The organism is Streptomyces sp. NPDC020422 (genome assembly GCF_044386705.1).
In the GTDB taxonomy this organism is placed as follows: Bacteria; Actinomycetota; Actinomycetes; order Streptomycetales; family Streptomycetaceae; genus Streptomyces.
The window spans coordinates 46,669-69,013 of record NZ_JBIRVJ010000005.1; the positions used below are offsets into that span (position 1 = coordinate 46,669).

The following is a 22,345-nucleotide window of genomic DNA, read 5'->3' on the forward strand; positions in this document are numbered from 1 at the left end:
CCGGCGCAGCGCAGTGGCCCACATACCGGCCGCAGGGCCGTGCCTCCTGGGGGGTTGGACGCCATCACCAGGACCTGAGGCGCGGCCCTGCGGTCTTTTCCGCTTCTCGCGCGGCGCCCGCTTCTCGCGCGGCCCCGCACCCTGCGCGGGCGCGGGGGGCGGACGTACGCTGGAGGCGTGTACGCACGGCGTCGGCGCGTCTATTTCTGGATGATGGGTGCCTGCCTGGTCCTGTTCGTGGGCGCCTGGGCCGTCGTGCGCCTGTTCTCGATCCCCGCGGCCATCGGCATGTGCGTGGTCGCGATGCTGATCCCCCCGGTCGCCGCGATGACGGCGAACCGGAGGGGCCCCGACGACCGGTGGTGGGACGACCCCTCGGGGGACGAGCAGTCGGACGAGTGGTGGGACGAGCTGGACGGGAAGAAGCGCCGGGACCGGGACTAGCGGGTGGCCCGGGCGCGGGGACCTCGGGGGCTAGTAGACGAGTGCCTGCGTCTCGTCCGCCATCGCCTCCTGGACGAAGACCTGGGCGCCCGCGATGCGGACGCCCTTGAGGACGTCCTGCTCCGTGATCTCCCGGCGGGCGGCGCACTGGGTGCAGAGGGTGACGCGGCCGGCGGCCAGGATCGAGTCGATCAGGTCCGGGAGCGGCGCGGCGTGGGGGAGTTCGAACTCGGCGGCGCGGCCCGGGAGGGCGAACCACGAGGACTCGCCGGTCAGCCAGAGCGAGACCTCCACCCCGCTGGCCACGGCGACGGCGGCCACCGTGAAGGCCTGGGAGCAGCGTTCGGGGGCGTCGGCCCCGGCGGTCACCTTGATCACGAGCTTCTTCGCCATATGCCGAACTGTAATGCGGGGTGGCGCAACCCCAGGCGGGTCTCACGTGTCAGCTGGGTGCGCGGGTAACGGAATCCGCGCTTCTAGTCTCGTGGGGGGACTCTTTTGGAAGCGACAGAAGCGGCGCAAACCGCTCAAGACACCGCGACGGGCGGGGCGGACCCGGCACCGGAACCGGCACCCGCCCCGGTTGACGCACCGCGCCGCCGGACCGGCCGCACGGTCGCGCTGATCGCCGTCGCCGCCGTCCTCGGCATCGTCGGCGGCACGGCGGTCGGCTACGGCATCCAGGCCCAGCGCGAGCCCACCGCGCTGCCCGCCCTCAACCAGCCCGACCTCGTCCACCCGGCGAAGCCCCTGCCCGGGGGGCAGGAGCCCGAGCCGCTGTCGATGGCCCAGGACCGGGGGCTGAAGACGGAGGGCGACCTGCGGAAGCTGCTGCCGGCGAAGCCGGCGGGGGCGAAGAAGGCCGAGTGGCTGCCGGACGACGGCTGGCTTTCGGTCGCGGCCTACGCCGACTCCTTCGAGCGCCCCTCGGAGGCGTTCGACTACCTGCTGCGCAGCGACGTCCGCAGGATCGCCGCCACCGGCTGGCGCACGGGCCGGTACAAGACGACGGAGATCAACCTGGTCCAGTTCCGGGGCGGCGGCGGTCTGTCCGCGTCCGAGCACGCCGACTACCAGCGCCGGTACCTGACCGACGACTCCGGCTACGGGAACCCGATCAAGGGCAGCGCCGAGGGGCGCACCTACCTCATGCCCGTGCACCGCGAGGAGGGCTACCTCGACTCCTACCAGGCCCGCGCGATCTTCCACCGGGGCGACGTGATGGTCGAGATCTTCGTGACGGACACCAAGAAGATCAGCCAGAAGGAGATCACCTCACTGGCCGAGCGACAGCTGGAGCGCCTGTGAGCGAGGACGAGGGCAAGAACGTGACGGCGGACGCGGCGGTCGCGACGGAGCCGGGGGCCGGGCGGGGAGGGGCCCGCCGGAAGCGGCGGCTCTTCCCGTACGTCCTCACCGGCGTGCTCGTGCTGGGCGTCGCGGGGTCCGGGACCTACACCGGCATCACGGTCTCGGCGGCCGAGCGGCACGCGCCCACGATCGCGTGGGAGAAGCCGCGGGAGGCGGGCAAGGACCCCGTGGGCGACCTCCGCCGCGGCAGGGCCTCGACCCCGCTGAGCAAGCTCCTGCTGCCGGTGCCCGGGGACTACTCCCTCGGCCCCGACATCGACCGCTACGGCAACGACGGCGAGCTCGGCGCGACCGACGCCGTCGCCCTGCTCAAGCAGCAGGGCAAGGGGCTCTCCGGCAAGAAGCGCCGGGAGTACGACCGACGGGTCGAGAAGCTCGGCGTGCAGGGCATCGCCGTGCGCTCCTACGCCTCGATCGACTCCGACCTCGTGATCGAGGTGCAGGTCATCCGGATGAAGGACAAGCGGTTCGTCACCGAGCTGCACGAGCTGCGCAGCGAGTTCGCCGGGCTCCTCCACCTCGGCAAGGGCCCGAAGGTCGAGGGACACGCGAACGCGTCCTGCTTCGTCCTACCGAGGGACGAGGAGGAGGACGAGGACGAGAGGGAGTACGGGCTGGAGGGGCTGACCTGCTCCGCGTACGACTCCGAGTACTTCGTGAGCGTGGTCGGGTACGGCGGCCCCTCGCTCGACAAGTCCGCCGTCGCCGAGCTGCTGCAGCAGCAGCTCGACCACATCGAGTCCCCGGGGGAGTACGTATGACCGAGCAGCAGACGGAGGCGCCGGTCCCGGCGCAGGCCCAGGCCGAGCCGCAGGCCCGGGTGCACGCCGGGGCGGAGCCCGTGCCCGCCGCCGGGCCCTCCGCGGCCGCCAAGCCCCGCCGCGTGCTCGCCGCCGTCGCCCGGTGGACCGCCGCCCTCGTCGTGTGCGGCGGGCTCGGGGCCGGGACCGCCGCCGGGATCGCCTCGATGGAGCGCACCGACGTGCCCGGCCTCGCGACCGAGAGCGACGGCCGCTGGGCGTACCCGAAGCTGAGCCTGCCCGCCCTGCCCGAGGGCTCCCCGCGCCCCTTCACCGTCGGCAACGACACGGAGACCCACCACACCGACCCGCGGCGGCTGCTCCTGCCCGCCCCGGCCGGCGCGACGGTCGACCCGAAGCTGGACGGGGCCTGGGTGGGCGTGGACCAGTACCTGGCCCTGTACCCGAAGAACCGGCGCGCGGAGCTCAGGCAGGCCATCGACGACTCCGCACTGCGCAACATCGTCGCGCGGGCCTGGACCATGCCCGACGGCACGAAGAGCGCCGTCTACCTGCTGCGGTTCAAGTCCGTGGGCTTCTCGGAGGACTTCAAGGACAACGCGATCGACGCCGGCTCGGCGGAGGTCGTGCCCCTGGACGGGGTGCAGTACGTGGAGACCGATCCCCTGGCCGAGGACGTCCGGGTCCCGGACACGGCGCTGTACGCCGTCGCCGAGAAGAAGCCGTACGGCCCCGAGCAGACCCGCTGGGCCTACATCCAGGCCGGCGACACGCTCGCCCTCGTCGTCCAGTCCCGCGAGGGAGAGACGGCGCACGTACCGTTCCGGCAGACGGTCACCCTGCAGAACCAGCTCCTCGGCTGACCCGCCGCCCCGAGACCCACCTCACCGAGAGGGCCGGACCCCCGCCCACTAAGCTGGGGTCCGGCCCGTTCCGCCTTCACCGCTCATTCGAGGAGCACCAAAGTGATCGTTTTCTTCGAAGTCCTGCTGGCGCTTGTCTGCGTTGCGGTCCTCGCCTTCGCCGGTCTGACCGTGAAGAAGCTGTACCAGGGCCAGCGCTAACCACTCCTTCACAGATCGCCTGAGCTGCTCATGATCGAGATTCCGTCCGACCTCAACCCGGGCCTCGTCCCCCTCGCGTTCCTCCTCGGCACGTGGGAAGGCGCGGGCGTCTCCGACTTCCCCGGCGCCGAGAAGTGCAACTTCGGCCAGTCCGTGACCTTCAGCCACGACGGCCGGGACTTCCTCGAGTACCACTCGTACTCCTGGGTCCTGGACACGGACGGCAACAAGGTCCGTCCGCTGGAGAGCGAGAGCGGCTACTGGCGCATCGACAAGGACCGCCAGGTCGAGGTCGTCATGGTCCGCGACGACGGGGTCGTCGAGGTCTGGTACGGCGAGCTCGCCGACCAGAAGCCGCAGATCGACATCGCGACCGACGCCGTCGCGCGGACCGCCGCCTCCGGCCCGTACAGCGGTGGCAAGCGCCTGTACGGCTACGTGAAGAGCGACCTGATGTGGGTGGGCGAGAAGGCCACCCCCGAGGTCCCGCTGCGGCCCTACATGTCCGCGCACCTGAAGAAGGTCGTCACGCCCGAGGAGGTCGCCGAGATGGCGCGCAACCTCCCCGACATGCCCGACGACGGCATCGCCTTCTTCAAGTAGGACGCGAGCAGGACGCAAGCGAGCCGCGCCCTCCTACACTGGGGGGCGTGGTGAGCACCGACTGGAAGAGCGACCTCAGGCAGCGCGGCTACCGGCTGACGCCCCAGCGGCAGCTTGTCCTGGAGGCCGTCGACGTGCTGGAGCACGCGACCCCTGACGACATCCTCGTCGAGGTCCGCAAGACGGCCTCCGGCGTCAACATCTCCACCGTCTACCGGACCCTGGAGCTCCTGGAGGAGCTCGGTCTGGTCAGCCACGCCCATCTGGGGCACGGCGCACCGACCTACCACCTCGCCGACCGGCACCACCATCTGCACCTGGTCTGCCGGGACTGCACCGAGGTCATCGAGGCGGACGTGGAGGTGGCCGCCGACTTCACCGCGAAGCTGCGCGAGACCTTCGGCTTCACGACCGACATGAAGCACTTCGCGATCTTCGGACAGTGCCGGGACTGCGCCCGGAAGGCCGCCGGCGCCGAGTCGTAGTCTTGGGGGCATGAAGAGCCCTCTGCTGTCCCTGCCCGGCGCCGTCCCCGCCGAAGGCCGTGACGAAGGCGTCGCCGCGCACTACGGCGACCTGTTCCGCGAGCAGCGGACCCTCGCCGACGGCACCGGTTTCGTCGACCTCTCGCACCGCGGCGTGATCACCGTGACCGGCGACGACCGGCTCGGCTGGCTGCACCTGCTGCTCACCCAGCACGTCAGCGACCTGCCGCCCGGGCAGGCCACCGAGGCCCTGATCCTCTCGGCGAACGGGCACATCGAGCACGCCCTGTCCCTCGTCGACGACGGCGAGACGGTCTGGGCGCACGTCGAGCCGGGCACCCGCGGCGAACTCCTCGCGTACCTGGAGTCGATGAAGTTCTTCTACCGGGTGGAGGTCGCCGACCGCACCGAGGAGATCGCGGTCGTGCACCTGCCGGCCGGTTCGGTCGCCGAGGCGCCGCAGGGCGTGGTCGTCCGCGAGACGGCGTACGGCCGGGACCTCTTCCTGCCCCGCGCCGACCTGGAGGCGTTCGCCGCCTCGCACGGTCCCGCCGCCGGCATCCTCGCGTACGAGGCGCTGCGGGTCGAGGCGCACCGGCCGCGGCTCGGCTTCGAGACCGACCACCGCACGATCCCGCACGAGCTGGGCCTGATCGGCAGCGCCGTCCACCTGCAGAAGGGCTGCTACCGGGGTCAGGAGACCGTCGCCCGGGTGCAGAACCTGGGGAAGCCGCCGCGCCGGCTCGTCTTCCTGCACCTGGACGGCAGCGAGGTGCACCTGCCGGGCCACGGCACTCCGGTGCGGCTCGCCGCCGACGGCGAGGAGGGCCGCCAGCTGGGCTTCGTCACGAGCTCGGCCCGCCACCACGAGCTGGGGCCGATCGCCCTGGCGCTGGTGAAGCGGAACGTGCCGGTGGACGCCGACCTGATCGCGGGGACGACCGCCGCCGCGCAGGAGACGGTCGTCGAGCCCTGATCCGTACCGCTACACCTCGATCAGCACCGTGAACGGGCCGTGGTTCGTGAGCGACACGCGCATGTCCGCTCCGAACCGGCCCGTTTCCACGCGCGCCCCCAGCTGCCGCAGCTGCGCGACCACCTCGTCGACGAGCGGCTCGGCGACCGGGCCGGGCGCGGCGGCGTTCCAGGTGGGGCGGCGGCCCTTGCGGGCGTCTCCGTAGAGGGTGAACTGCGAGATGACGAGCAGGGGCGCGTTCACGTCGGAGCAGGACTTCTCGCCCTCCAGCACCCGGACGGACCAGAGCTTTCTGGCCAATTGCGCGGCCTTCTCGGGGGTGTCGTCATGGGTCACGCCCACGAGCACGCACAGCCCCTCGCCGACGATCTCTCCGACGGTCTCCCCTGCGACGACGACGCTCGCGCCGTCGACCCTCTGCACCACTGCTCGCATACGGACCAACCTACCGATCGGCCCCGCGGCCGACGCATCGAGGGCCGAACGGGTGCAGACCGCCTGCGTCGGCCGGGTCGCGAGTGGCACGATGCGTGTCAGGCGGTGCGGCTCCGCACCGGTCGAGGGGACGAATCTGATGAGTGCACCTGGCACCGGGCACACGCCGTCCGGTCCCGTTCCGCTGTTCCGTGTCGGCGGCGCCGTCGGGCGGCCGCCCGTGCAACGCGGCGCCGAGCACGAGCTGGCGGAACGGCCGCGGCCCGATCTCGGCACGCTGCGGCTGCCCGAACTGCGGGCCCTGCGCCGCGAGGCGCAGGGCGACGAGGCCGATCTGAGCTATGTGCGGCGGATGCTGCAGGGCCGGATCGACATCCTGCGGGCCGAGCTGGCGCGGCGCAGCGACCCGGAGGCGCCGGTCCTCGACCGGCTCTCGGAGATCCTGGCCGACACACCCTCCGGGCGCGGGACCGCGGCGCGGTCGGCGCGGCACGTGACCCTGTCGACGCCGCGCAGCGAGGAGTACCGGCGGCTGGCGGCCGAGATGCTGTCGGAGGTCGAGCTGTCGGACCTGTCCGCGCGCACGGACGACGAGCTGCACACGGCGATGGGCCGGCTCGCGGGGTACGAGCAGCAGGTGTCCCGGCGCCGGCAGGAGCTCCAGCGGACCGCCGACGACTGCAGCGCGGAGATCGCCCGCCGGTACCGCGAGGGCGAGGCGCAGGTCGACGACCTGCTGGCCTGAGGGGCCGGCGGGGGAGGGGCAGCCCGTGGCGGGGAAACCCGGGTGCGGGGCCGTGCGGACGGCGCATAGCGTGGCGGGATGAGCCTTGCGGTGCGCGCGATCGACGAGTCCGAGTTCCCCGAGTGGCTGCGGGCCGTCCGCGTGGGCTTCCTGCAGACGCCCGTCGTGCCGGACGGCGAGGCGGCCGACCGGCTCGCCCACACCGACCTCGCCCGTACCGTCGGCGCCTTCGACCGGGGCCGGATCGTCGCCACGTACCGCTCCTTCGACCAGGAGCTGAGCACGGTCGGCGGGGCGAACCTGGCGGCGCACGCCGTCAGCGGCGTCACCGTCTCGCCGACGCACCGCAGGCGCGGACTGCTCAGCCGCATGATGACGGACGACCTGGCGGCGGCGAAGGAGCGCGGCGCCGCGTGCGCCACGCTGATCGCCGCCGAGTACGCGATCTACGGCCGGTTCGGCTTCGGCCCGGCCAGCTGGGTGAGCGAGTGGTCCGTCGACGTGACCCGCGCCGGCTTCGACCCGCGGCGGCCGGGGCCCGGGGCCGAGGCCGACGGCGGGCGGATCGACCTGTCCGACGGCGCCGAGGTCCGCGAGGAGGGCCCGGCACTGCACCGCCGGCTGGCCGCGCAGCGCGCCGGGATCACCGCGCGCACGCCCCGGAACTGGGACGTCGGCACCGGCAACAGCACCCTCGGCCGGCCGTGGACCGAGCCGTTCTACGCGATGTACCGCTCGGAGTCGGGCGAGCCCGAGGGGTACGTGGCCTACACGGCCGACGACAAGTGGACCGACGGCAAGCAGCCGCGCCAGACGGCGACCGTGCGCGAACTGATCGCGGTCACCCCGGCCGCGGAGCGGGCGCTGTGGCGGTTCGTGTGCTCGATCGACTGGATCACCTCGGTGCGCACCGGCTATCGCGCCCCCGACGACATCCTGCCGCTGCTGCTGCCCGACCCGCGGGCGGCGCAGCCGGTGACGCACACCGACATGCTGTGGCTGCGGATCCTGGACGTGCCGAAGGTCCTGGAGCCGCGCACGTACGCGGTCGAGGACACGCTGGTCCTGGACGTACGGGACGCGGGCGGCCTCGCGGGCGGCCGCTACCGCCTGGACGCCTCCCGGGCCGGCGCCTCGTGCGTGCGGACCGACGCCTCGCCTGACCTGGTCCTGGACGTGGCGGAGCTCGCGCGGCTGGCGCTGGGCGACGAGTCGGCGCTGCGGCTGGCGGCGACCGGCACGATCGAGGAGGCCACGCCGGGCGCGGCGGCGCGGGCGGACCGGCTGCTGCGGGGGGCGCTGCGGGCGTGGAGCATGGACATCTTCTAGGGGCTCCCTTCCGCGGGGTCCTCGGGGCCTGCGGGGCCTGCGGGGCCTGCGGGACTCACAGGGTCCTCGGGACTCCCGGGACTCCCGGGGCCGTACAGCGCGCCGAGTTCGGCGCCGATGCGGGCGAGGGCGGTGCGGGCCTCGGGCGGGGCGAGGAGTTCGACGCGGGCGCCGAGGCCGGCGAGCTGGGCGGCCACGATCCCGGGGGAGGGGCCGTCGACCTCGATGGTGCGCCAGCCTTCGGCGTCGGCCTCGTCGGCCCCGTCGGCCCTGTCGGCCTCGTCGTGCCCGTCGGCCACGTACCGTATCCGCCCGCCGAAGAGCCCTTCCAGGACGCCCTCGGTGCCGGGTGCGGCCCGGCCGCGCACGGTCGCGGCCAGCATCCGGTCCTCCATGCGGGCGGTGAGGGTGCGCCAGGCGGTGGCGAGGTCGAAGTCCGGTGGGCGGACGGCGGGTTCGCCGGTCGGGGTGACGGAGGTGACCCGGCTGACGCGGAAGGTGCGCAGTCCCTCGGCGGTGTCCGCGACCAGGTAGGGGACGCCCGCCTTGGCGGCGATGCCGAGCGGGTGGACGAGGCGTTCGGCCGGCTCGCGGCCGGGGCGGGCGTAGCCGATGCGGAGCCGGACGGCGTCGACGACGGCCTCCCGGAGGGCGTCGAGCAGGGCGGGTTCGGCGCCGGTGCCGGTCCAGTCGGTGGTGTCGGTGAGCGCGGCCCGTGCGGCGGCCTCGGCGCCGGGGCGCAGCGGGGCGGGCAGGGCGCGGACCAGTTTGCGCAGCGCGGCCCGGGTCCGCGGGGTGGTCGCGGATTCCGGGCCGGTGAGGAGGAAGAGCTCGCGGATCTCGGGGGCGGTGAGTCCGCTGAGATCGGTGCGGGCCCCGCCGACGAGCCGCCAGCCGCCGCCCTTGCCCGCCTGGGAGTAGACGGGGACGCCGGCGGCGGCGAGCGCTTCGAGGTCGCGGCGGGCGGTGCGCTCGGACACCTCGAGTTCCGCGGCGAGTTCGGCGGCGGTGACGAGGTCTCTCGTCTGGAGGAAGAGCAGGGCGGCGAGGAGGCGGTCGGCTCTCATGCCGCCATTGTCAGGGCCCGCTCGGCGGGCTTCGGCGTACGGAGCAGGGTGAAGGCGACGGCGAAGGCGACGGCGAGCAGTCCGGTGCCGACGGCGAAGGCGAGGTGGTAGCCGCCGGTGAGGGCTTCGGCGGCGGGGCGGCCCGCGGTGCTGAGGGCTTCGGTGCGGGCGGCGGCGAGGGTGGACAGGACCGCGATGCCGAGGGCCATGCCGATCTGCTGGGTGGTGTTGAACAGACCGGAGGCGAGACCGGCGTCCTCCTCGCGGGCGCCGGACATCCCGAGCGCGGTCAGGGCGGGCAGGGCGAGTCCGAACCCGGCGCCGAGGAGCATCGCGGGCAGCAGGTCGACGGCGTAGGAGGCGTGCACCGGGAGGCGGGTCAGCAGGCCGAGCAGGCCGAGGAGCAGGACGATGCCGGTGAGCAGGATGGTGCGCTCGCCGAAGCGGGCGATGAGGCGGGTGGCGAGGCCGAGGGAGACGAGGCCGACGACGGCCGCGGCGGGCAGCATGCCGAGTCCGGTCTCGGCGGCGCTGTAGCCGAGGACCTGCTGCATGTAGAGGGCGACCAGGATCTGGAAGGAGAACAGGGCGGCGACCATCAGCATCTGGACGAGGTTGGCGCCGGCGACGGCGCGGGAGCGCAGGATCCGCAGTGGCATCAGTGGCTGGGCGGCGGTGGCCTGGCGGACCAGGAAGCCGGCGAGGAGGGCGAGGGCGAGGGCGCCGAAGCCGAGGGTGTGGGCGGAGGCGGCGCCGTACTGCTCGATCTTGACGACGGCGTAGATGCCGGTCATGAGGCCGGAGGTGACGAGGAGGGCGCCGAGGAGGTCGGCGCCGCCGCGGGCGGTGGCGGCGGGGCGGTCGGCGGGGAGGGCGGGGAGGGCGGTGAGGAGGGCGGCGACGCCGATGGGGAGGTTGATGAAGAAGATCCAGTTCCAGGCGAGGGCGTCGGTGAGCAGGCCGCCGAGCACCTGGCCGATGGAGGCGCCGGCGGCTCCGGTGAAGCTGAAGACGGCGAAGGCCTTGGTGCGTTCGCGGGGTTCGGTGAAGAGCGTGACGAGGATGCCGAGGCTGACGGCGGAGGCCATGGCGCTGCCGACGCCCTGGAGGAAGCGGGCGGCGATCAGGACGCCGGGGGACGCGGCGGCGCCGGCGAGCATCGAGGCGGCGGTGAAGAGGCCGGTTCCGGCGAGGAACATGCGCTTGCGGCCGAGGAGGTCGCCGAGGCGTCCGGCGAGGAGGAGCAGGGCGCCGAAGGCGATGAGGTAGGCGTTGACGATCCAGCTGAGGCCGGCGGGGGAGAAGCCGAGGTCGTTCTGGATGGCGGGCATGGCGACGGTGACGATGGAGCCGTCGAGGATCGTCATCAGCATGCTCGTGGCGAGGACGCCGAGGGCGGTCCAGCGTGAGGTGCGCATGGCGAAGCCTCCCTTTCGGGGTGGGGCGGGATCGGGTGGGGCGACAGAAAGAACGCTAACAGATAGTTCCGTTGCAGACTATCTATCTCGGTCCCGTCTCCTGGGTACCCTGGCGGTATGACCTCGATGGCGCCCACCCGCAACGAACCGGACCTCTCCTTCCTCCTCGACCACACCAGCCATGTCCTGCGTACGCAGATGGCGGCGCGGCTCGGTGAGATCGGGCTGACGGCGCGCATGCACTGCGTGCTGGTCCACGCGCTCGAGGAGGAGCGCACACAGGCGCAGCTGGCCGAGATCGGCGACATGGACAAGACGACGATGGTGGTCACCGTCGACGCCCTCGAAAAGGCGGGCCTCGCCGAACGCCGCCCCTCCGGCACGGACCGACGCGCCCGCATCATCGCGGTGACGGAGGAGGGCGCGAAGGTCGCCCGGGAGAGCCAGCGCATCGTCGACGAGGTCCACGGGAGCGCCCTCGCCTCCCTCCCCGCGAAGGACCGCGAAGCCCTCCTCCACGCCCTGACCCTCCTGGCCACCGGCCACCTGCAAACCCCGGCGGAGGGCCCGCACACCGCCCGCAGGGCCCGGCAGTCGAAGTGAGCGAGCGGCACCGGAAGGGCGGGGCGGGCGGGCTGGGTCCGAAGGGTGCGGCGGGCGGGCAGCGCTGGAAGGCTGCGGCGGTCGGGCAAGGTCCGAAGGGTGCGGCGGGTGAAGCGGGCGGGCCAGGCGCCTGGAACGGCCGCCCCATCCTCTTCCTGGACGTCGACGGCCCGCTGATCCCCTTCGGCGGCCCGGACCCGCACCGCACGCACGCCCCCGCGCCGCCTCCCGGCTCCCACCCCCTCCTCGCCCGCCTCGACCCCGCCCACGGCTCCCGCCTGACTGCCCTGGGCTGCGAGCTCGTGTGGGCGACCACCTGGGGGCCGGACGCCAACGACTCCCTCGCCCCGCGCCTGGGCCTGCCCCCGCTGCCGGTGGTCGAGTGGTCCGAGGACGAAGACCCGGCCGACGCCGCCGCCGGCCTGCACTGGAAGACCAGGGCCCTCTCCACCTGGGCGACCGGCCGCCCGTACGCCTGGCTGGACGACGAGATCCGGGCCCCCGACCACGCCTGGACCGACGCCCATCACCCGAAGCCCACGCTCCTGCGGCGCGTAAATCCCTGCCGCGGGCTGACGGGGGCGGATTACGCGGCGGTGGCGGAGTGGGTGCGGTCGGCCCACCCGGATCCCGCCGGCGTCCGGGTGATGCGGATGCCGGGCATCACGGCTGCTCCCCGGTGAGGAAGTGCCGGACGTCGGCCGCCAGGGAGGCCATCTGCTCGCCGGCCTCCAACCAGGTGGTCGCCGAGGCGCCCCAGCCGCCGGCGGCCTGTGGCCACGGTCGCAAGGTCCAGGTCAGCCCGACGTAGCCACCGGATCGGAAAACGGCCGACACCGTCAGGTCCCGGTCGTCGGTCTGCCAGCTCCGTTCGCCGTCCCATCCCCGGTGGCCGGCAGCGAGCTCTTCCAGGAACGTGGTGAGGTCGCTGTCCCGGATCCAGGCGACGACCTCGTCGACACGAGCGGTCAGGCCCGGCGCCTGTAGCTCGACGGCATAGTGCACGGAGTCCGCGTCGAAGCTGAACCGGTCGCAGAACGTCACGCCCACGGGCGAGTTGTCCTGGCAGCGGATGGTCACGCGGGCTTCGTCGTCGAGGTGGCTGCCTGGGGGAGTCATGCGCGGAACGCTAGGCCCGAGCTGCCTTGGTCGTCACCCGGATTCGGTGCCGGTGCCGGTGCCGGCACCGTGCAACAGGGCTCCGGCGATCTCGCGCACGCGGTCCATGGTGATGCCGGTGCGCTGTTCGACGGCGAGCGGGTGGTCGGTGGGTTCGAGTTCGATCAGGGGTCGCTCGCCGACTGGCCGGGTGTGGACATAGGTCTTCAGGTTGATGGTGCTGTGGGAGTAGATCCGCAGGTCGGTGGTGAGCCAGCCGAAGTACGGCTTCTCCGACTCTCGTCCAGGTGTGTCCCACAGGTCAGCCGCGCGGGAGAAGTTCTCACGGCTGAGAGAGACCCAGACGCCCCAGGTAAACACCTCGTCGCTGGCGATGACCGGTATCTCGATGAGCCCCTTGACGAAGTAGTGCTGCGCCTTGATGACGCACTGATCCGAGGAGAGCAGGCAGTCGGGGGCGTCGGCGAAACTCGGGTCCCAGACGTAGGGGGCAGCGGCGGAGTGGTTCATCGGAAGCTCGCCGTGGTGCCTGCCGCAGCACGTGCAGATGAATCCGAGATCGTTGGCCATGGGAGGAGCCTAGCGATCTCTCTCGTCCCGCTGGGGGTGAGGAAGGGCTTGCCCCGACCTGCGGAGTGCCAGGGCAGGAGGGGCAGAGGAGCTCGGCCCGCGCGCTCAGCTTCTGGGACTTGGCGTAGGCGTTCATGGCTGACGACAGTTGTCGCGCCAATACGACAGTCGGCGTGACGAGTCACCGTGACCGGCCGTCGCCGTGACAGAACTATTGCAAGCGCCTGCTTGCAATAGTTAGCGGCAGCTGGCAGGGTCGGGGCATGGCATCGCTCAACGTCGGCAATCTTGGTGAGTATCTGCGGGAACAGCGGCGCACCGCGCAGCTGTCGTTGCGGCAGCTCGCCGAGGCCGCGGGCGTGTCGAATCCGTATCTGAGTCAGATCGAGCGCGGGCTGCGCAAGCCGAGTGCCGAGGTGCTGCAGCAGGTCGCCAAGGCCCTGCGGATCTCCGCCGAGACGCTGTACGTGCGCGCCGGCATCCTCGACGAGAAGGAGCGGGACGAGCTGGAGACGCGTGCCGTCATCCTGGCCGATCCCTCGATCAACGAGCGGCAGAAGCAGGTGCTGCTGCAGATCTACGACTCCTTCCGCAAGGAGAACGCCGCCGAGCAGCCGCCGCAGCCCACCGAGACGTAAACCTCCGGGAGGACCACGACCATGGCCATCATCGACGAACTCCGTACCCCCCTCTACTTCGCCGCCGGCACCGCCGACCTCGCCGTCCAGCAGGCCAAGAAGGTGCCCGGTCTCATCGAGCAGATCGCCGCCGAGGCCCCCTCGCGCATCGAGGCCGTCAAGAAGACCGACCCGAAGGCGGTGCAGGAGAAGGCGCAGGCGAAGTTCGCCGAGCTCGTGGGCGGTCTCGACACCGACCTGAAGAAGCTGGGGGAGCAGGCCCAGGACCTGGCCCTGCGCGGGGTCGGCGTCGCCGCCGAGTACGCGGTCAAGGCGCGCGAGAAGTACGAGGAGCTCGCCGCCCACGGCGAGGAGGCCGTGAAGGCCTGGCGCGGCGAGGCCGCCGAGGAGATCACCGAGATCGCGATCGCCGTCGAGCCCGACCCCGAGCCGAAGGCCGAGACCCAGGCCGAGGCCGAGGCCGAGGCCAAGCCCGCGCGCAAGACCTCCGCCCGCAAGGCGCCCGCCAAGAAGGCCGCCGCCGTCGAGGGCGCAGAGAAGTAGGCCGTCGCCGGGCCGGGCACCAATCCCGGTGTCCGGAGCGTTGTAACGGGTACGTTGGCCGCGAGGCGCTTTCTCCACTCACCTAGGCGGTGCTCTGCATGTTGCGCGACGGATTCGACTCGATTCTGTGGCTGGTGGTCGGTCTTGTCTTCCTGGGCTTCGCCGTCGCCGCCCTCGTGTTCGCCGCGATGGCGCGCGAGGACGCCTACCGTGCCGCGGAGAAGCAGACCAAGAAGTTCTGGCTGATCCTGCTGGGCATCAACCTCGCCCTGAACCTGCTGCTGCCGATGCTCTTCCTCCAGATCGCCGGGCTCATCGCCGCCATCGTCTTCATGGTCGACGTGCGCCCCGCGCTCCGCGAGGTCTCGGGCGGCGGCCGCGGCAGGCGCGGCGGCTCCAGCAGCGACGGGCCGTACGGGCCCTACAACGGCGGGCGCTGATCCCGCGGACGACCCAGACCCAGACACGACCCACAGGCCCCGGGCGCTTCAGCCCCGGGGCCTGTCCCGTTCCAGGGCCAGGACGGCCACGTCGTCCGTCAGCTCCCCGCCGTTCAGCGTCCGCGCCTCCGTGACGGCCGCGGCCAGCAGCTCCTCGCCGCGCAGCCCCTCCGCCAGCTGCCGGTTGATCATCTCGACCATCCCGTCCTGGCCGAGCCGCGGCGAACCGGGCCCCGCCGAGCGGCCCTCGATCAGCCCGTCCGTGTACATGAGCAGGCTCCACGACGCGCCCAGCTCCACCTGCCGGCGCGGCCAGCGGGCCCGCGGCAGCAGGCCGAGGGCCGGGCCGCTGTCCTCGTACGGCAGGAGCTGGGCCGCCCTGCCGTGCCGGGCGATCAGCGGCGAGGGGTGCCCGGCCAGGCACAGGCCCGCCCGGCGCCCGTCGGGCGCGATGTCGACCGTGCACAGGGTCGCGAAGATCTCCTCGCTCTCCCGCTCGTGCTCCAGGACCTGCTGCAGCGTGGACAGCAGCTCGTCCCCGCACAGGCCGGCGAAGGTCAGCGCCCGCCAGGCGATCCGCAGCTCCACGCCGAGCGCGGCCTCGTCGGGCCCGTGCCCGCAGACGTCGCCGATCATGGCGTGCACCGTGCCGTCGGGCGTGCGCACCGTGTCGTAGAAGTCGCCGCCGAGCAGCGCCCGGGACCTGCCGGGGCGGTAGTGCGCGGCGAACCGCAGGTCGGAGCCATCGAGCAGCGGGGTCGGCAGCAGTCCACGCTCCAGCCGGGCGTTCTCCTGGGCGCGCAGCCGCGACTCCGCGAGCTTGACCTGGACGACGTCGGCACGCTTGCGCTCGACGGCGTAGCGGATCGCGCGGCTCAGCAGCCTGCCGTCCAGCTCCTCGCGGAAGAGGTGGTCCTGTGCGCCGACGCGTACCGCCTCGGCCGCCAGCTCGGCGTCCGCGGAGGCGGCGAGCGCGAGGACGGCGTGCCGCGGGGCGAGCCGCAGGATGTGCCGGAGCGGCGCGAGCGGGTCGTCGTCGGCGGTGCGCGGTACGGGCAGGGCGAGGTCGACGAGCACGCAGTGCACGTCGTCGGTGAGCAGCCGCTCGGCCTCGGTGAGGTTGCGCGCGGTGCGGATACGGACCCGGGTGCCGGCCGCGTCGAGCAGTTCGGGTACGGCGAGGGCGCCCGCCGGGTCGTCCTCGACGACCAGGAGCGTGAGATCGGTGGCGGTGCCGGGTGCCGCGAGAGAATCGATTCTCTGCCGCGGTACGGGTACGGGCATCGGTCTGGTTTTCCTTCCCTCCCCCCGAGGGCCGGGGACCGACCATAGCGTTACCGCGCGGGGCAGCGGAACGGTGATCACACGGTGGACCGGGGATCGGCGCTGGCATATGCCGCGGATGGGGAGGTAGCCGCCTCGGGGGCGATGACAAAGGTCACTCCGGAGCGGGAGCGGGAGTGGGGGCGGGGAGTGGGGGCGGGAGTAGGGGCGGGAGTGGGGGCCGGGCCGGGGCCCGGCCCGGCGCCGGATACGGGGCCTGGCCGGGCCGGGGCCCGGCCCGGCGCCGGATACGGAGCCTGGCCTGGCCGGGGCCGCGGTCTGGAGCCGGGCCCGCCCCGGATCCAGGGCGGGCCACCCGCCCATCGCCCCCCCGGGCGGCGGACCGCGTCGCTACTCCGGGCGGCGGACCGCGTCGCTACTCAGGGCGGCGGACCGCGTCGCGTCGCTACTCCGGGCGGACCACGCCCAGGATCTGCATCGAGCCGGCGCCCGCGATCGTCACGTTCCGCCCCGGTCGCGGCGCGTGCACGATCGCCCCGTTCCCCACGTACATCCCGATGTGGCTCGCGTCGCTGTAGTAGACGATCAGGTCGCCCGGCCGCATGTCCTTGATGGCGACGTGCGGCAGCAGCCGCCACTGCTCCTGCGAGGTGCGCGGGATCGGACGGCCGGCGCTGGCCCAGGCGCTCTGCGTGAGCCCCGAGCAGTCGTACGAGGCCGGGCCCTCGGCCCCCCACACGTACGGCTTGCCGATCTGCGCCGTCGCGAACTGCACCGCCCGCTTGCCCGCGGGCGTCGCCTTCTCGTCCAGGCCCTTAAGGACACCGGTGTCGAGCCAGGCGGTCTGCGCGCGGTACTGCTCCTGCTCCTCCATGCGCAGCAGCCGGGCGCGCTCCTCGGCGGCGAGGGTGGACTCCAGCTTCTTGGCGGCGGCGATCTTGTCGTTGATCTCCTTCTTCGCCTTGGCCTGCTTGAGCCGGTTGGCCTCCAGCTTGGTCCAGTTGATGCTGGCGTCCTTGGCGTACGTGGTGAGCTCGCCCTGGGTGCGGGTCATCTCGGCGAGCAGGTCCCGGGTGGCCTTCTGGCCCTCCTTGAGACGGCCCGCGTTGTCGAGGAACAGCTGGGGGTCGTCCGTGAGCACGAACTGCGCGCCCTCGGGCAGCCCGCCGTTGCGGTACTGCGCGCGGGCCGCGGCGCCCGCCCGCGCCTTGAGGTCGTCGATCTTCTCGTTGCCGGCGACGATCATCTGCGCCAGCTTCACGATCTCGTCGGACTGCTCGTCCGCCTTCTCCTCGGCCAGGTTGTAGGCGTCGGTGGCTGCGGCGGCCTGGCGGTAGAGCCCGTCGATCTCCTTGCGGACCTCTTCGAGGCTCTTCTTCGACTGCGGGGCCGGCGGGGGCAGCGGGGCCGCGGCGGCCTGGAGGGTGAGCGCGGGTGAGGCCAGCACCGTCAGGGCGCAGACCACGGTGATCGTGGCGATGGCATGGCGGCGTCGGTTCACGGGCTCCCCCTCAAGTGACCCACATCGATGGCTCTATCTGATTTACCGTCAGTAACTTGGTCGTGACCTTGGTGATGGTGCCACGCGAAACACGAAAGCAACAGGGGAAAGCGGGTGCTGTCGGGTCACATCCCCCCAGGGGGGACGAGCGTTCCGCCTGTCGCGTTCCCCAGGCGCGGGAAATTCAGGGGGAGTTAAGGGATCCGGAAAGGCGAGCGGCGGACAAAACCCGGGCAGGGCGCCGGGCGGCGGGGGCGGGCAGGGGTCCGGGAAGGGGGTCGGAGGGATCCGGAGGCGCGGGCGCTCAGGCGCGCGGCGCCAGTGCCTCCCACCGGACCGTCACCTCGCCCTGCCGCCACCGCCTCGGACCGTCCGTCAGCGGCCAGTCCGCCGCCAGCTCGCGCACCGAACGGATCCAGCGCTGCCGGGCGCCGAGCGAGGCGTACGGGGCGGCCGCCGCCCAGGCCCGGTCGAAGTCCCGCAGGAAGGCGTGCACCGGCTCGCCCGGCACGTTGCGGTGGATCAGCGCCTTCGGCAGCCGCTCCGCCAGGTCGGAGGGCCGGTCGAGGGAGCCGAGCCGGGTGGCGAAGGTGACCGTCCGCGGCCCGCTCCGGTCGAGCGCCACCCACACGTGCCGCCGGCCGATCTCGTCGCAGGTCCCCTCCACGAGCAGCCCCTCGGGCCCGAGTCGTGCACACAGGCGCTCCCAGACGGCGGCGACCTGGTCCTCGTCGTACTGGCGGAGCACGTTCGCCGCCCGGATCAGCGCGACCTCGCCGGCCACCGGCACCTCGAAGCCGCCGTGCCGGAAGGCGAGCCCCTCGCGCTCGTACGGCCGCGCGGCGGCGACCCGGGCGGGCTCGATCTCGATCCCGACGACGGTGGCGCGCGGGTCGGCGGTGCGCAGCCGCGCGAGCAGCTCCACCGCCGTCCAGGGCGCGGCCCCGTAACCGAGGTCGACGGCGACGGGCGGCAGCACGGACCGGCGCAGGGCGGGACCGTGCAGCGCGGCGATCCAGCGGTCCTGGCGGCGGAGCCGGTTGGGGTTGGTGGTCCCGCGGGTGATCGTGCCGACGGGGCGGGTGGTGCGGGGGGCCATGGAACGAGCGTAAGGGGTGACGGGGGGAGGCCCGGGGGCTCGGGGGCGGGGGCGGGCCGCGGCGGCACTCGGGCGCGCGCGGGTTCGGCGGCACCCGGCAGGACGGGGGTCAGGACCGGGGAGGGGGTACGGAATGGGCCGCCCCCGGCAGGACGGCAGGTGCGGATGGGCGGCCCCCGGGCAGGACGACAGGTGCGGACGGGTGGCCCCCGCTCCACGCGGCCGGGCGCGCTCCCCATACCGCATCGGGCGCCTTCCCCGCCCCGCGTCGGCCCGCCCCGCGTCGGCCGCGCTCCCCGTACCGCATTGGCCGCCCTCCCCGCACGGGACCGGCCGCCCCCACGCGTAATGGTTTGGCAAAGCGGCTGGCGGCCCGGAAATGAAACCGGGCATTCCGGTGTTGTCGCGGCTGGAGGGTGTGGCACGCCCTCCTTCTGCCATGCCCGACAGCGGAAGGACCGCCGACGTGAGCCAGTACGTGTCCCGGTTCGCCGGCACCCTGGCGGCGCCGCCCCGGCTCCGGCTTCCCGGCCGGCACCGCACCCCGCGCCGCGTGGCCATGCTCAGTGTCCACACCTCCCCCCTGCACCAGCCGGGCACCGGCGACGCGGGCGGCATGAACGTCTACATCGTGGAGCTCGCCAAGCGGCTGGCCGCGATCAACATCGAGGTCGAGATCTTCACCCGGGCCACCACCGGCGGCCTCGCCCCGGTCGTCGAGCTCGCGCCCGGCGTGCTCGTGCGGCACGTGGACGCCGGCCCCTACGAGGGGCTCGCCAAGGAGGAGCTGCCGGCCCAGCTGTGCGCCTTCACGCACGGTGTGATGCAGGCCTGGGCGGGCCACCGGCCCGGCCACTACGACCTGGTCCACTCCCACTACTGGCTCTCCGGCCACGTCGGCTGGCTCGCCGCCGAGCGCTGGGGCGTCCCGCTCGTGCACGCCATGCACACCATGGCCAAGGTCAAGAACGCGGCGCTCGCCGAGGGCGACACCCCCGAACCCGCGGCCCGGGTGATCGGCGAGACGCAGATCGTCGAGGCGGCCGACCGGCTGATCGCCAACACGGCCGAGGAGGCGGACGAGCTCGCGCGCTTCTACGAGGCCGACCCCGCCAAGATCGCCGTCGTCCACCCGGGTGTGAACCTCGACCACTTCCGCCCCGCCGACGGGCGCGCCGCCGCCCGCGCCCGGCTCGGGCTGCCCGCGGACGCCTTCATCCCCGTCTTCGCCGGCCGCATCCAGCCGCTGAAGGCCCCCGACATCCTGCTGCGCGCGGCGGCGCTGCTCCTGGAGCGCGACCCCTCGCTGCGCTCGCGCATGGTCGTGCCGGTGGTCGGCGGGCCGAGCGGGAGCGGCCTGGCCAAGCCGGAGGGGCTGCAGAAGCTCGCCGCCAAGCTGGGCATCAGCGACGTGGTCCGCTTCCACCCGCCGGTCGGCCAGGACCGGCTGGCGGACTGGTTCCGGGCGGCCAGCGTGCTGGTCATGCCCTCGTACAGCGAGTCCTTCGGCCTGGTCGCCATCGAGGCGCAGGCGGCCGGCACCCCGGTCGTCGCGGCGGCCGTGGGCGGTCTGCCCGTGGCCGTACGGGACGAGGTGACCGGCTTCCTCGTGCAGGGGCACGACCCGGTGGACTACGCCCGGGCGCTCGGACGGTTCGCGGACGACCCGCGGCTGACCGCCACGATGGGCGCGGCGGCGGCCCGGCACGCCGGCTCGTTCGGCTGGGACACGGCGGCCTCCGGGACGGCGGACGTCTACACGGCCGCCATGCACGACCACCGGCTGCGCGACGGGCGCCGTCGCGTACGCTCGCACCATGGCTGAGGCTGAGGACGTCCGGCGGACCATCGAGATCGTCGAGGAGACGCTCAAGGACGCGGAACTGGAGTGGGAGTCCCCCGAGCGGGGCTCCTACGTGGTCAAGCTGCCGGGCACGCGCAAGCTGTCCACGACGCTGTCGCTGCGCATCGGCCGCCACTCGCTCTCCCTCAACGCCTTCGTCATCCGCCACCCGGACGAGAACGAGGCGGGCGTCCACCGCTGGCTCCTGGAGCGCAACCTCAAGCTGTACGGGGTGGGTTACGCGATCGACGGCCTCGGCGACATCTACCTGGCCGGCAAGCTGCCGCTGGCCGCGGTCACCCCGGAGGAGCTGGACCGGCTGCTGGGCTCCGTCCTGGAGGCCGCGGACGGCGACTTCAACACGCTCCTGGAGCTGGGCTTCGCGACGGCGATCCGGCGGGAGTACGCGTGGCGGGTGTCGCGCGGCGAGTCGACGCGGAACCTCGACGCGTTCAAGAACCTGACGCAGAAGCCCGCGAACTGACGCGGGCTCGGAGCGGGGCGGGCCGGGCCCGGAGCGGGACGAGCTGGGGTCGGCCGGATGCGACGGCGGACGCACGGCGCGCTCGGCACCGTACGCCCCCGTCTTCCGTACGAGTACGGGTACGAGGCGGGCAATCCCCTCAGGAGGAGCCGACCTTGTCGACGGCCGGCGCGGGAGCGGCCGGCCTCGTAGCGAGCAGCGTCTCCTCGACAAGACCCTCCCCGGCAAGACCCTCCTCGACCGGCGTCTCCTCGCCGTTCCTCTGCCCCGTCTCCTCCTCGGCGTCCGCGAGGGCGGACCGCAGCCGGGTCTGGTAGCCGACGGCGGCGAGGGCGCCGATCACGGCGCAGGCGAGCCACAGGACGTCGGGCCCGGGCCCGTCCACGACCCAGCCGGCCAGGATCGGGGCGAAGAAGCCGGCCACGGCCCAGGACATGCCCATCACGCCCTGGTAGCGGCCGCGGGCGTGCTCCGGGGCGAGCCGGGCGGTGGCGGCGGCGTTGGTGGGGACGTGGATCATCTCGCCGATCGTCCAGACGACGACGGTCGCGCCGAAGGCGAAGGAGGAGCCGGCGAGCGCGGTGGCGCCGGTGCCGAGGGCGAAGAGGAGCGAGGAGAGGCTGAGCAGCATCGCCGGGGAGCGCTTGTCGGTCAGCTTGTTGACGAGCAGCTGGAAGGCGACGATCACGATGCCGTTGACGGCGATGACGGCACCGTAGGCGGAGGTGGTGAGGCCCTCGCCGGCCATGGTGAGCGGCAGACCGATCCAGGGGGCGGTGAAGACCAGGCAGACGAACAGGTTGAGCAGCACCAGGGTGCGGAAGGGCGCGTCGCGCAGGACGGTGAGGACGCTGACCTCGGCCTCGGCGACGGTGTCGCCGGTCGTCTGGTCGACCTTGGCCTCGGGCCGGGTCTCGGGCAGGCGCAGGAAGACGATCAGGGCGCACAGCGCGGTGGCGGTGGCGTCGACGACGAAGAGGGTGCGGTAGCCGAGGACGATCGCGGCGCCGCCGCCGATGGCGGCGATGGCGAAACCGAGGTTGAGGGCCCAGTAGTTGAGGGCGTAGGCGCGGCGGACGTCGTGGGCGGGCACGAGGTCGGCGATGGTGGCGTTGATGGAGGGCCGGACGCCCTGCATGGCGACGCCCATCAGGAGGATGACGGCGGCGATGCCCCAGGCGTTGGTGACGAAGGCGAGCAGGAGCGCACAGGTGGCGGCTGCCAGGTGCATGCTCACCATGGTGGGGCGGCGGCCCCAGCGGTCGGTGAGGTAGCCGCCGAGCGGGGAGCCCGCGACGCCGCCGAGGCCGTGGAGGGCGACGACGAGGCCGGCGAACCAGGCGGAGTGCCCGAGCTCGGTGGTGAGGTAGAGGGAGAGGAAAGTCAGGACGAAAGCCCCGGTCCTGTTGACCAAGGTCGACAGCCAGAGCCACCAGAAACCGGGCGGAAGTCCCGCCGTCTGGGCGCGAGCCGATCGGATGAGTGAATAGATGCGCACGTGAGCCCGCCCCCTGGGTGTTGGT

26 protein-coding genes are annotated in these 22,345 nt (G+C 73.0%); 16 read left to right on the forward strand and 10 right to left on the reverse strand.

Annotated elements, in window-relative coordinates:
* Window positions 1-177 precede the first annotated feature (177 nt).
* Window positions 178-444: a DUF3099 domain-containing protein gene (locus tag ACH414_RS14285; protein ID WP_382533229.1), complete on the forward strand. Its 267-nt coding sequence runs from the start codon at window positions 178-180 to the stop codon at window positions 442-444.
* A gap of 30 nt (window positions 445-474) precedes the next feature.
* Here ACH414_RS14285 and ACH414_RS14290 read toward each other — a convergent pair whose 3' ends face one another.
* Complete coding sequence (locus ACH414_RS14290) at window positions 475-837, reverse strand: DsrE family protein (protein WP_382533227.1); 363 nt, start codon at window positions 835-837, stop codon at window positions 475-477.
* Between the two features lie 105 nt (window positions 838-942).
* Between ACH414_RS14290 and ACH414_RS14295 the strand changes: the two genes are divergently transcribed.
* From ACH414_RS14295 to ACH414_RS14320, 6 genes are all read left to right on the forward strand, one after another.
* On the forward strand, window positions 943-1,752 hold the full coding sequence (locus ACH414_RS14295; protein WP_398941976.1) for a hypothetical protein: 810 nt from the start codon (window positions 943-945) through the stop codon (window positions 1,750-1,752).
* Entirely contained in the window at window positions 1,749-2,576 is an 828-nt protein-coding gene (locus ACH414_RS14300; protein WP_398941977.1) for a hypothetical protein, read from the forward strand. Before ACH414_RS14295 ends, ACH414_RS14300 begins: the two co-directional genes overlap by 4 nt.
* The gene (locus tag ACH414_RS14305) at window positions 2,573-3,439 is read left to right on the forward strand and encodes a hypothetical protein (protein ID WP_382533221.1); all 867 of its coding nucleotides are present in this window, start codon (window positions 2,573-2,575) and stop codon (window positions 3,437-3,439) included. Before ACH414_RS14300 ends, ACH414_RS14305 begins: the two co-directional genes overlap by 4 nt.
* A gap of 231 nt (window positions 3,440-3,670) precedes the next feature.
* Window positions 3,671-4,243, forward strand: coding sequence for an FABP family protein (locus ACH414_RS14310; RefSeq protein ID WP_382533220.1), 573 nt, complete (start codon window positions 3,671-3,673; stop codon window positions 4,241-4,243).
* 47 nt (window positions 4,244-4,290) lie between these two features.
* Window positions 4,291-4,728, forward strand: a complete 438-nt coding sequence (locus ACH414_RS14315; protein ID WP_382533218.1) for a Fur family transcriptional regulator — start codon at window positions 4,291-4,293, stop codon at window positions 4,726-4,728.
* Window positions 4,729-4,738: 10 nt separating this feature from the next.
* Window positions 4,739-5,704 carry a YgfZ/GcvT domain-containing protein gene (locus ACH414_RS14320; RefSeq protein WP_391769375.1) on the forward strand — a complete coding sequence of 322 codons (966 nt, stop codon included), beginning with the start codon at window positions 4,739-4,741 and terminating at the stop codon, window positions 5,702-5,704.
* A gap of 9 nt (window positions 5,705-5,713) precedes the next feature.
* On the opposite strand, the gene dtd is transcribed toward ACH414_RS14320, so the two are convergent.
* The gene (gene dtd, locus ACH414_RS14325) at window positions 5,714-6,139 is read right to left on the reverse strand and encodes a D-aminoacyl-tRNA deacylase (protein ID WP_361587504.1); all 426 of its coding nucleotides are present in this window, start codon (window positions 6,137-6,139) and stop codon (window positions 5,714-5,716) included.
* 139 nt (window positions 6,140-6,278) lie between these two features.
* Here dtd and ACH414_RS14330 point away from each other — a divergent pair, with 139 nt between their 5' ends.
* The gene (locus ACH414_RS14330) at window positions 6,279-6,884 is read left to right on the forward strand and encodes an ABC transporter substrate-binding protein (protein WP_382533213.1); all 606 of its coding nucleotides are present in this window, start codon (window positions 6,279-6,281) and stop codon (window positions 6,882-6,884) included.
* A 78-nt stretch (window positions 6,885-6,962) separates the two neighbouring features.
* Window positions 6,963-8,213: a GNAT family N-acetyltransferase gene (locus ACH414_RS14335; protein ID WP_398941979.1), complete on the forward strand. Its 1,251-nt coding sequence runs from the start codon at window positions 6,963-6,965 to the stop codon at window positions 8,211-8,213.
* On the opposite strand, the gene ACH414_RS14340 is transcribed toward ACH414_RS14335, so the two are convergent.
* Window positions 8,210-9,280: a helix-turn-helix transcriptional regulator gene (locus ACH414_RS14340; protein WP_398941980.1), complete on the reverse strand. Its 1,071-nt coding sequence runs from the start codon at window positions 9,278-9,280 to the stop codon at window positions 8,210-8,212. The genes ACH414_RS14335 and ACH414_RS14340 overlap by 4 nt on opposite strands.
* Window positions 9,277-10,698, reverse strand: coding sequence for an MFS transporter (locus tag ACH414_RS14345; protein ID WP_398941981.1), 1,422 nt, complete (start codon window positions 10,696-10,698; stop codon window positions 9,277-9,279). The genes ACH414_RS14340 and ACH414_RS14345 overlap by 4 nt, the downstream gene beginning before the upstream one ends.
* Window positions 10,699-10,815: 117 nt before the next feature.
* On the opposite strand from ACH414_RS14345, the gene ACH414_RS14350 reads away from it, so the two are divergent.
* Together ACH414_RS14350 and ACH414_RS14355 are read left to right on the forward strand one after the other, a co-directional pair.
* On the forward strand, window positions 10,816-11,301 hold the full coding sequence (locus ACH414_RS14350) for a MarR family winged helix-turn-helix transcriptional regulator (RefSeq protein ID WP_382533205.1): 486 nt from the start codon (window positions 10,816-10,818) through the stop codon (window positions 11,299-11,301).
* Between the two features lie 146 nt (window positions 11,302-11,447).
* Entirely contained in the window at window positions 11,448-11,984 is a 537-nt protein-coding gene (locus ACH414_RS14355; RefSeq protein WP_398942246.1) for an HAD domain-containing protein, read from the forward strand.
* Here the strand turns inward: ACH414_RS14355 and ACH414_RS14360 are convergent.
* On the reverse strand, window positions 11,965-12,420 hold the full coding sequence (locus ACH414_RS14360; protein WP_398941982.1) for a DUF6228 family protein: 456 nt from the start codon (window positions 12,418-12,420) through the stop codon (window positions 11,965-11,967). The two genes, ACH414_RS14355 and ACH414_RS14360, sit on opposite strands and share 20 nt — an antisense overlap.
* Before the next feature lie 33 nt (window positions 12,421-12,453).
* On the reverse strand, window positions 12,454-12,930 hold the full coding sequence (locus ACH414_RS14365; protein ID WP_398942248.1) for a DUF2199 domain-containing protein: 477 nt from the start codon (window positions 12,928-12,930) through the stop codon (window positions 12,454-12,456).
* A gap of 323 nt (window positions 12,931-13,253) precedes the next feature.
* Here ACH414_RS14365 and ACH414_RS14370 point away from each other — a divergent pair, with 323 nt between their 5' ends.
* From ACH414_RS14370 to ACH414_RS14380, 3 genes are all read left to right on the forward strand, one after another.
* A complete protein-coding gene (locus ACH414_RS14370) occupies window positions 13,254-13,628 on the forward strand; it encodes a helix-turn-helix domain-containing protein (protein WP_382533202.1) in 375 nt (124 codons plus the stop codon).
* Between the two features lie 21 nt (window positions 13,629-13,649).
* Complete coding sequence (locus tag ACH414_RS14375) at window positions 13,650-14,171, forward strand: hypothetical protein (RefSeq protein ID WP_398941983.1); 522 nt, start codon at window positions 13,650-13,652, stop codon at window positions 14,169-14,171.
* A gap of 98 nt (window positions 14,172-14,269) precedes the next feature.
* Window positions 14,270-14,611 (forward strand): DUF2516 family protein, encoded by a 342-nt coding sequence (locus ACH414_RS14380; protein WP_382533198.1) that lies wholly within the window; start codon window positions 14,270-14,272, stop codon window positions 14,609-14,611.
* A gap of 48 nt (window positions 14,612-14,659) precedes the next feature.
* On the opposite strand, the gene ACH414_RS14385 is transcribed toward ACH414_RS14380, so the two are convergent.
* From ACH414_RS14385 to ACH414_RS14395, 3 genes are all read right to left on the reverse strand, one after another.
* The gene (locus ACH414_RS14385) at window positions 14,660-15,895 is read right to left on the reverse strand and encodes a PP2C family protein-serine/threonine phosphatase (RefSeq protein WP_398941985.1); all 1,236 of its coding nucleotides are present in this window, start codon (window positions 15,893-15,895) and stop codon (window positions 14,660-14,662) included.
* 445 nt (window positions 15,896-16,340) lie between these two features.
* The gene (locus ACH414_RS14390) at window positions 16,341-17,396 is read right to left on the reverse strand and encodes a C40 family peptidase (RefSeq protein ID WP_382533194.1); all 1,056 of its coding nucleotides are present in this window, start codon (window positions 17,394-17,396) and stop codon (window positions 16,341-16,343) included.
* A gap of 304 nt (window positions 17,397-17,700) precedes the next feature.
* Window positions 17,701-18,495 carry a class I SAM-dependent methyltransferase gene (locus ACH414_RS14395; protein WP_382533192.1) on the reverse strand — a complete coding sequence of 265 codons (795 nt, stop codon included), beginning with the start codon at window positions 18,493-18,495 and terminating at the stop codon, window positions 17,701-17,703.
* A 466-nt stretch (window positions 18,496-18,961) separates the two neighbouring features.
* On the opposite strand from ACH414_RS14395, the gene mshA reads away from it, so the two are divergent.
* Window positions 18,962-20,320, forward strand: a complete 1,359-nt coding sequence (gene mshA / locus ACH414_RS14400; protein WP_382533190.1) for a D-inositol-3-phosphate glycosyltransferase — start codon at window positions 18,962-18,964, stop codon at window positions 20,318-20,320.
* Window positions 20,313-20,822: a YbjN domain-containing protein gene (locus ACH414_RS14405; protein ID WP_386565608.1), complete on the forward strand. Its 510-nt coding sequence runs from the start codon at window positions 20,313-20,315 to the stop codon at window positions 20,820-20,822. The genes mshA and ACH414_RS14405 overlap by 8 nt, the downstream gene beginning before the upstream one ends.
* Before the next feature lie 139 nt (window positions 20,823-20,961).
* Here the strand turns inward: ACH414_RS14405 and ACH414_RS14410 are convergent, their stop codons facing one another.
* The gene (locus ACH414_RS14410; protein ID WP_398941986.1) at window positions 20,962-22,320 is read right to left on the reverse strand and encodes an MDR family MFS transporter; all 1,359 of its coding nucleotides are present in this window, start codon (window positions 22,318-22,320) and stop codon (window positions 20,962-20,964) included.
* Window positions 22,321-22,345: the final 25 nt, after the last annotated feature.

Excerpts from the sequence above, each read along its gene's own strand:
- ACH414_RS14290 (WP_382533227.1), bottom strand. The coding sequence starts at position 837 with ATGGCGAAGAAGCTCGTGATCAAGGTGACCGCCGGGGCCGACGCCCCC.
- ACH414_RS14305 (WP_382533221.1), top strand. The coding sequence starts at position 2,573 with ATGACCGAGCAGCAGACGGAGGCGCCGGTCCCGGCGCAGGCCCAGGCC.
- ACH414_RS14310 (WP_382533220.1), top strand. The coding sequence starts at position 3,671 with ATGATCGAGATTCCGTCCGACCTCAACCCGGGCCTCGTCCCCCTCGCG.
- ACH414_RS14320 (WP_391769375.1), top strand. The coding sequence starts at position 4,739 with ATGAAGAGCCCTCTGCTGTCCCTGCCCGGCGCCGTCCCCGCCGAAGGC.
- dtd (WP_361587504.1), bottom strand. The coding sequence starts at position 6,139 with ATGCGAGCAGTGGTGCAGAGGGTCGACGGCGCGAGCGTCGTCGTCGCA.
- ACH414_RS14330 (WP_382533213.1), top strand. The coding sequence starts at position 6,279 with ATGAGTGCACCTGGCACCGGGCACACGCCGTCCGGTCCCGTTCCGCTG.
- ACH414_RS14335 (WP_398941979.1), top strand. The coding sequence starts at position 6,963 with ATGAGCCTTGCGGTGCGCGCGATCGACGAGTCCGAGTTCCCCGAGTGG.
- ACH414_RS14340 (WP_398941980.1), bottom strand. The coding sequence starts at position 9,280 with ATGAGAGCCGACCGCCTCCTCGCCGCCCTGCTCTTCCTCCAGACGAGA.
- ACH414_RS14345 (WP_398941981.1), bottom strand. The coding sequence starts at position 10,698 with ATGCGCACCTCACGCTGGACCGCCCTCGGCGTCCTCGCCACGAGCATG.
- ACH414_RS14350 (WP_382533205.1), top strand. The coding sequence starts at position 10,816 with ATGACCTCGATGGCGCCCACCCGCAACGAACCGGACCTCTCCTTCCTC.
- ACH414_RS14360 (WP_398941982.1), bottom strand. The coding sequence starts at position 12,420 with ATGACTCCCCCAGGCAGCCACCTCGACGACGAAGCCCGCGTGACCATC.
- ACH414_RS14365 (WP_398942248.1), bottom strand. The coding sequence starts at position 12,930 with ATGAACCACTCCGCCGCTGCCCCCTACGTCTGGGACCCGAGTTTCGCC.
- ACH414_RS14370 (WP_382533202.1), top strand. The coding sequence starts at position 13,254 with ATGGCATCGCTCAACGTCGGCAATCTTGGTGAGTATCTGCGGGAACAG.
- ACH414_RS14375 (WP_398941983.1), top strand. The coding sequence starts at position 13,650 with ATGGCCATCATCGACGAACTCCGTACCCCCCTCTACTTCGCCGCCGGC.
- ACH414_RS14380 (WP_382533198.1), top strand. The coding sequence starts at position 14,270 with ATGTTGCGCGACGGATTCGACTCGATTCTGTGGCTGGTGGTCGGTCTT.
- ACH414_RS14385 (WP_398941985.1), bottom strand. The coding sequence starts at position 15,895 with ATGCCCGTACCCGTACCGCGGCAGAGAATCGATTCTCTCGCGGCACCC.
- ACH414_RS14395 (WP_382533192.1), bottom strand. The coding sequence starts at position 18,495 with ATGGCCCCCCGCACCACCCGCCCCGTCGGCACGATCACCCGCGGGACC.
- ACH414_RS14405 (WP_386565608.1), top strand. The coding sequence starts at position 20,313 with ATGGCTGAGGCTGAGGACGTCCGGCGGACCATCGAGATCGTCGAGGAG.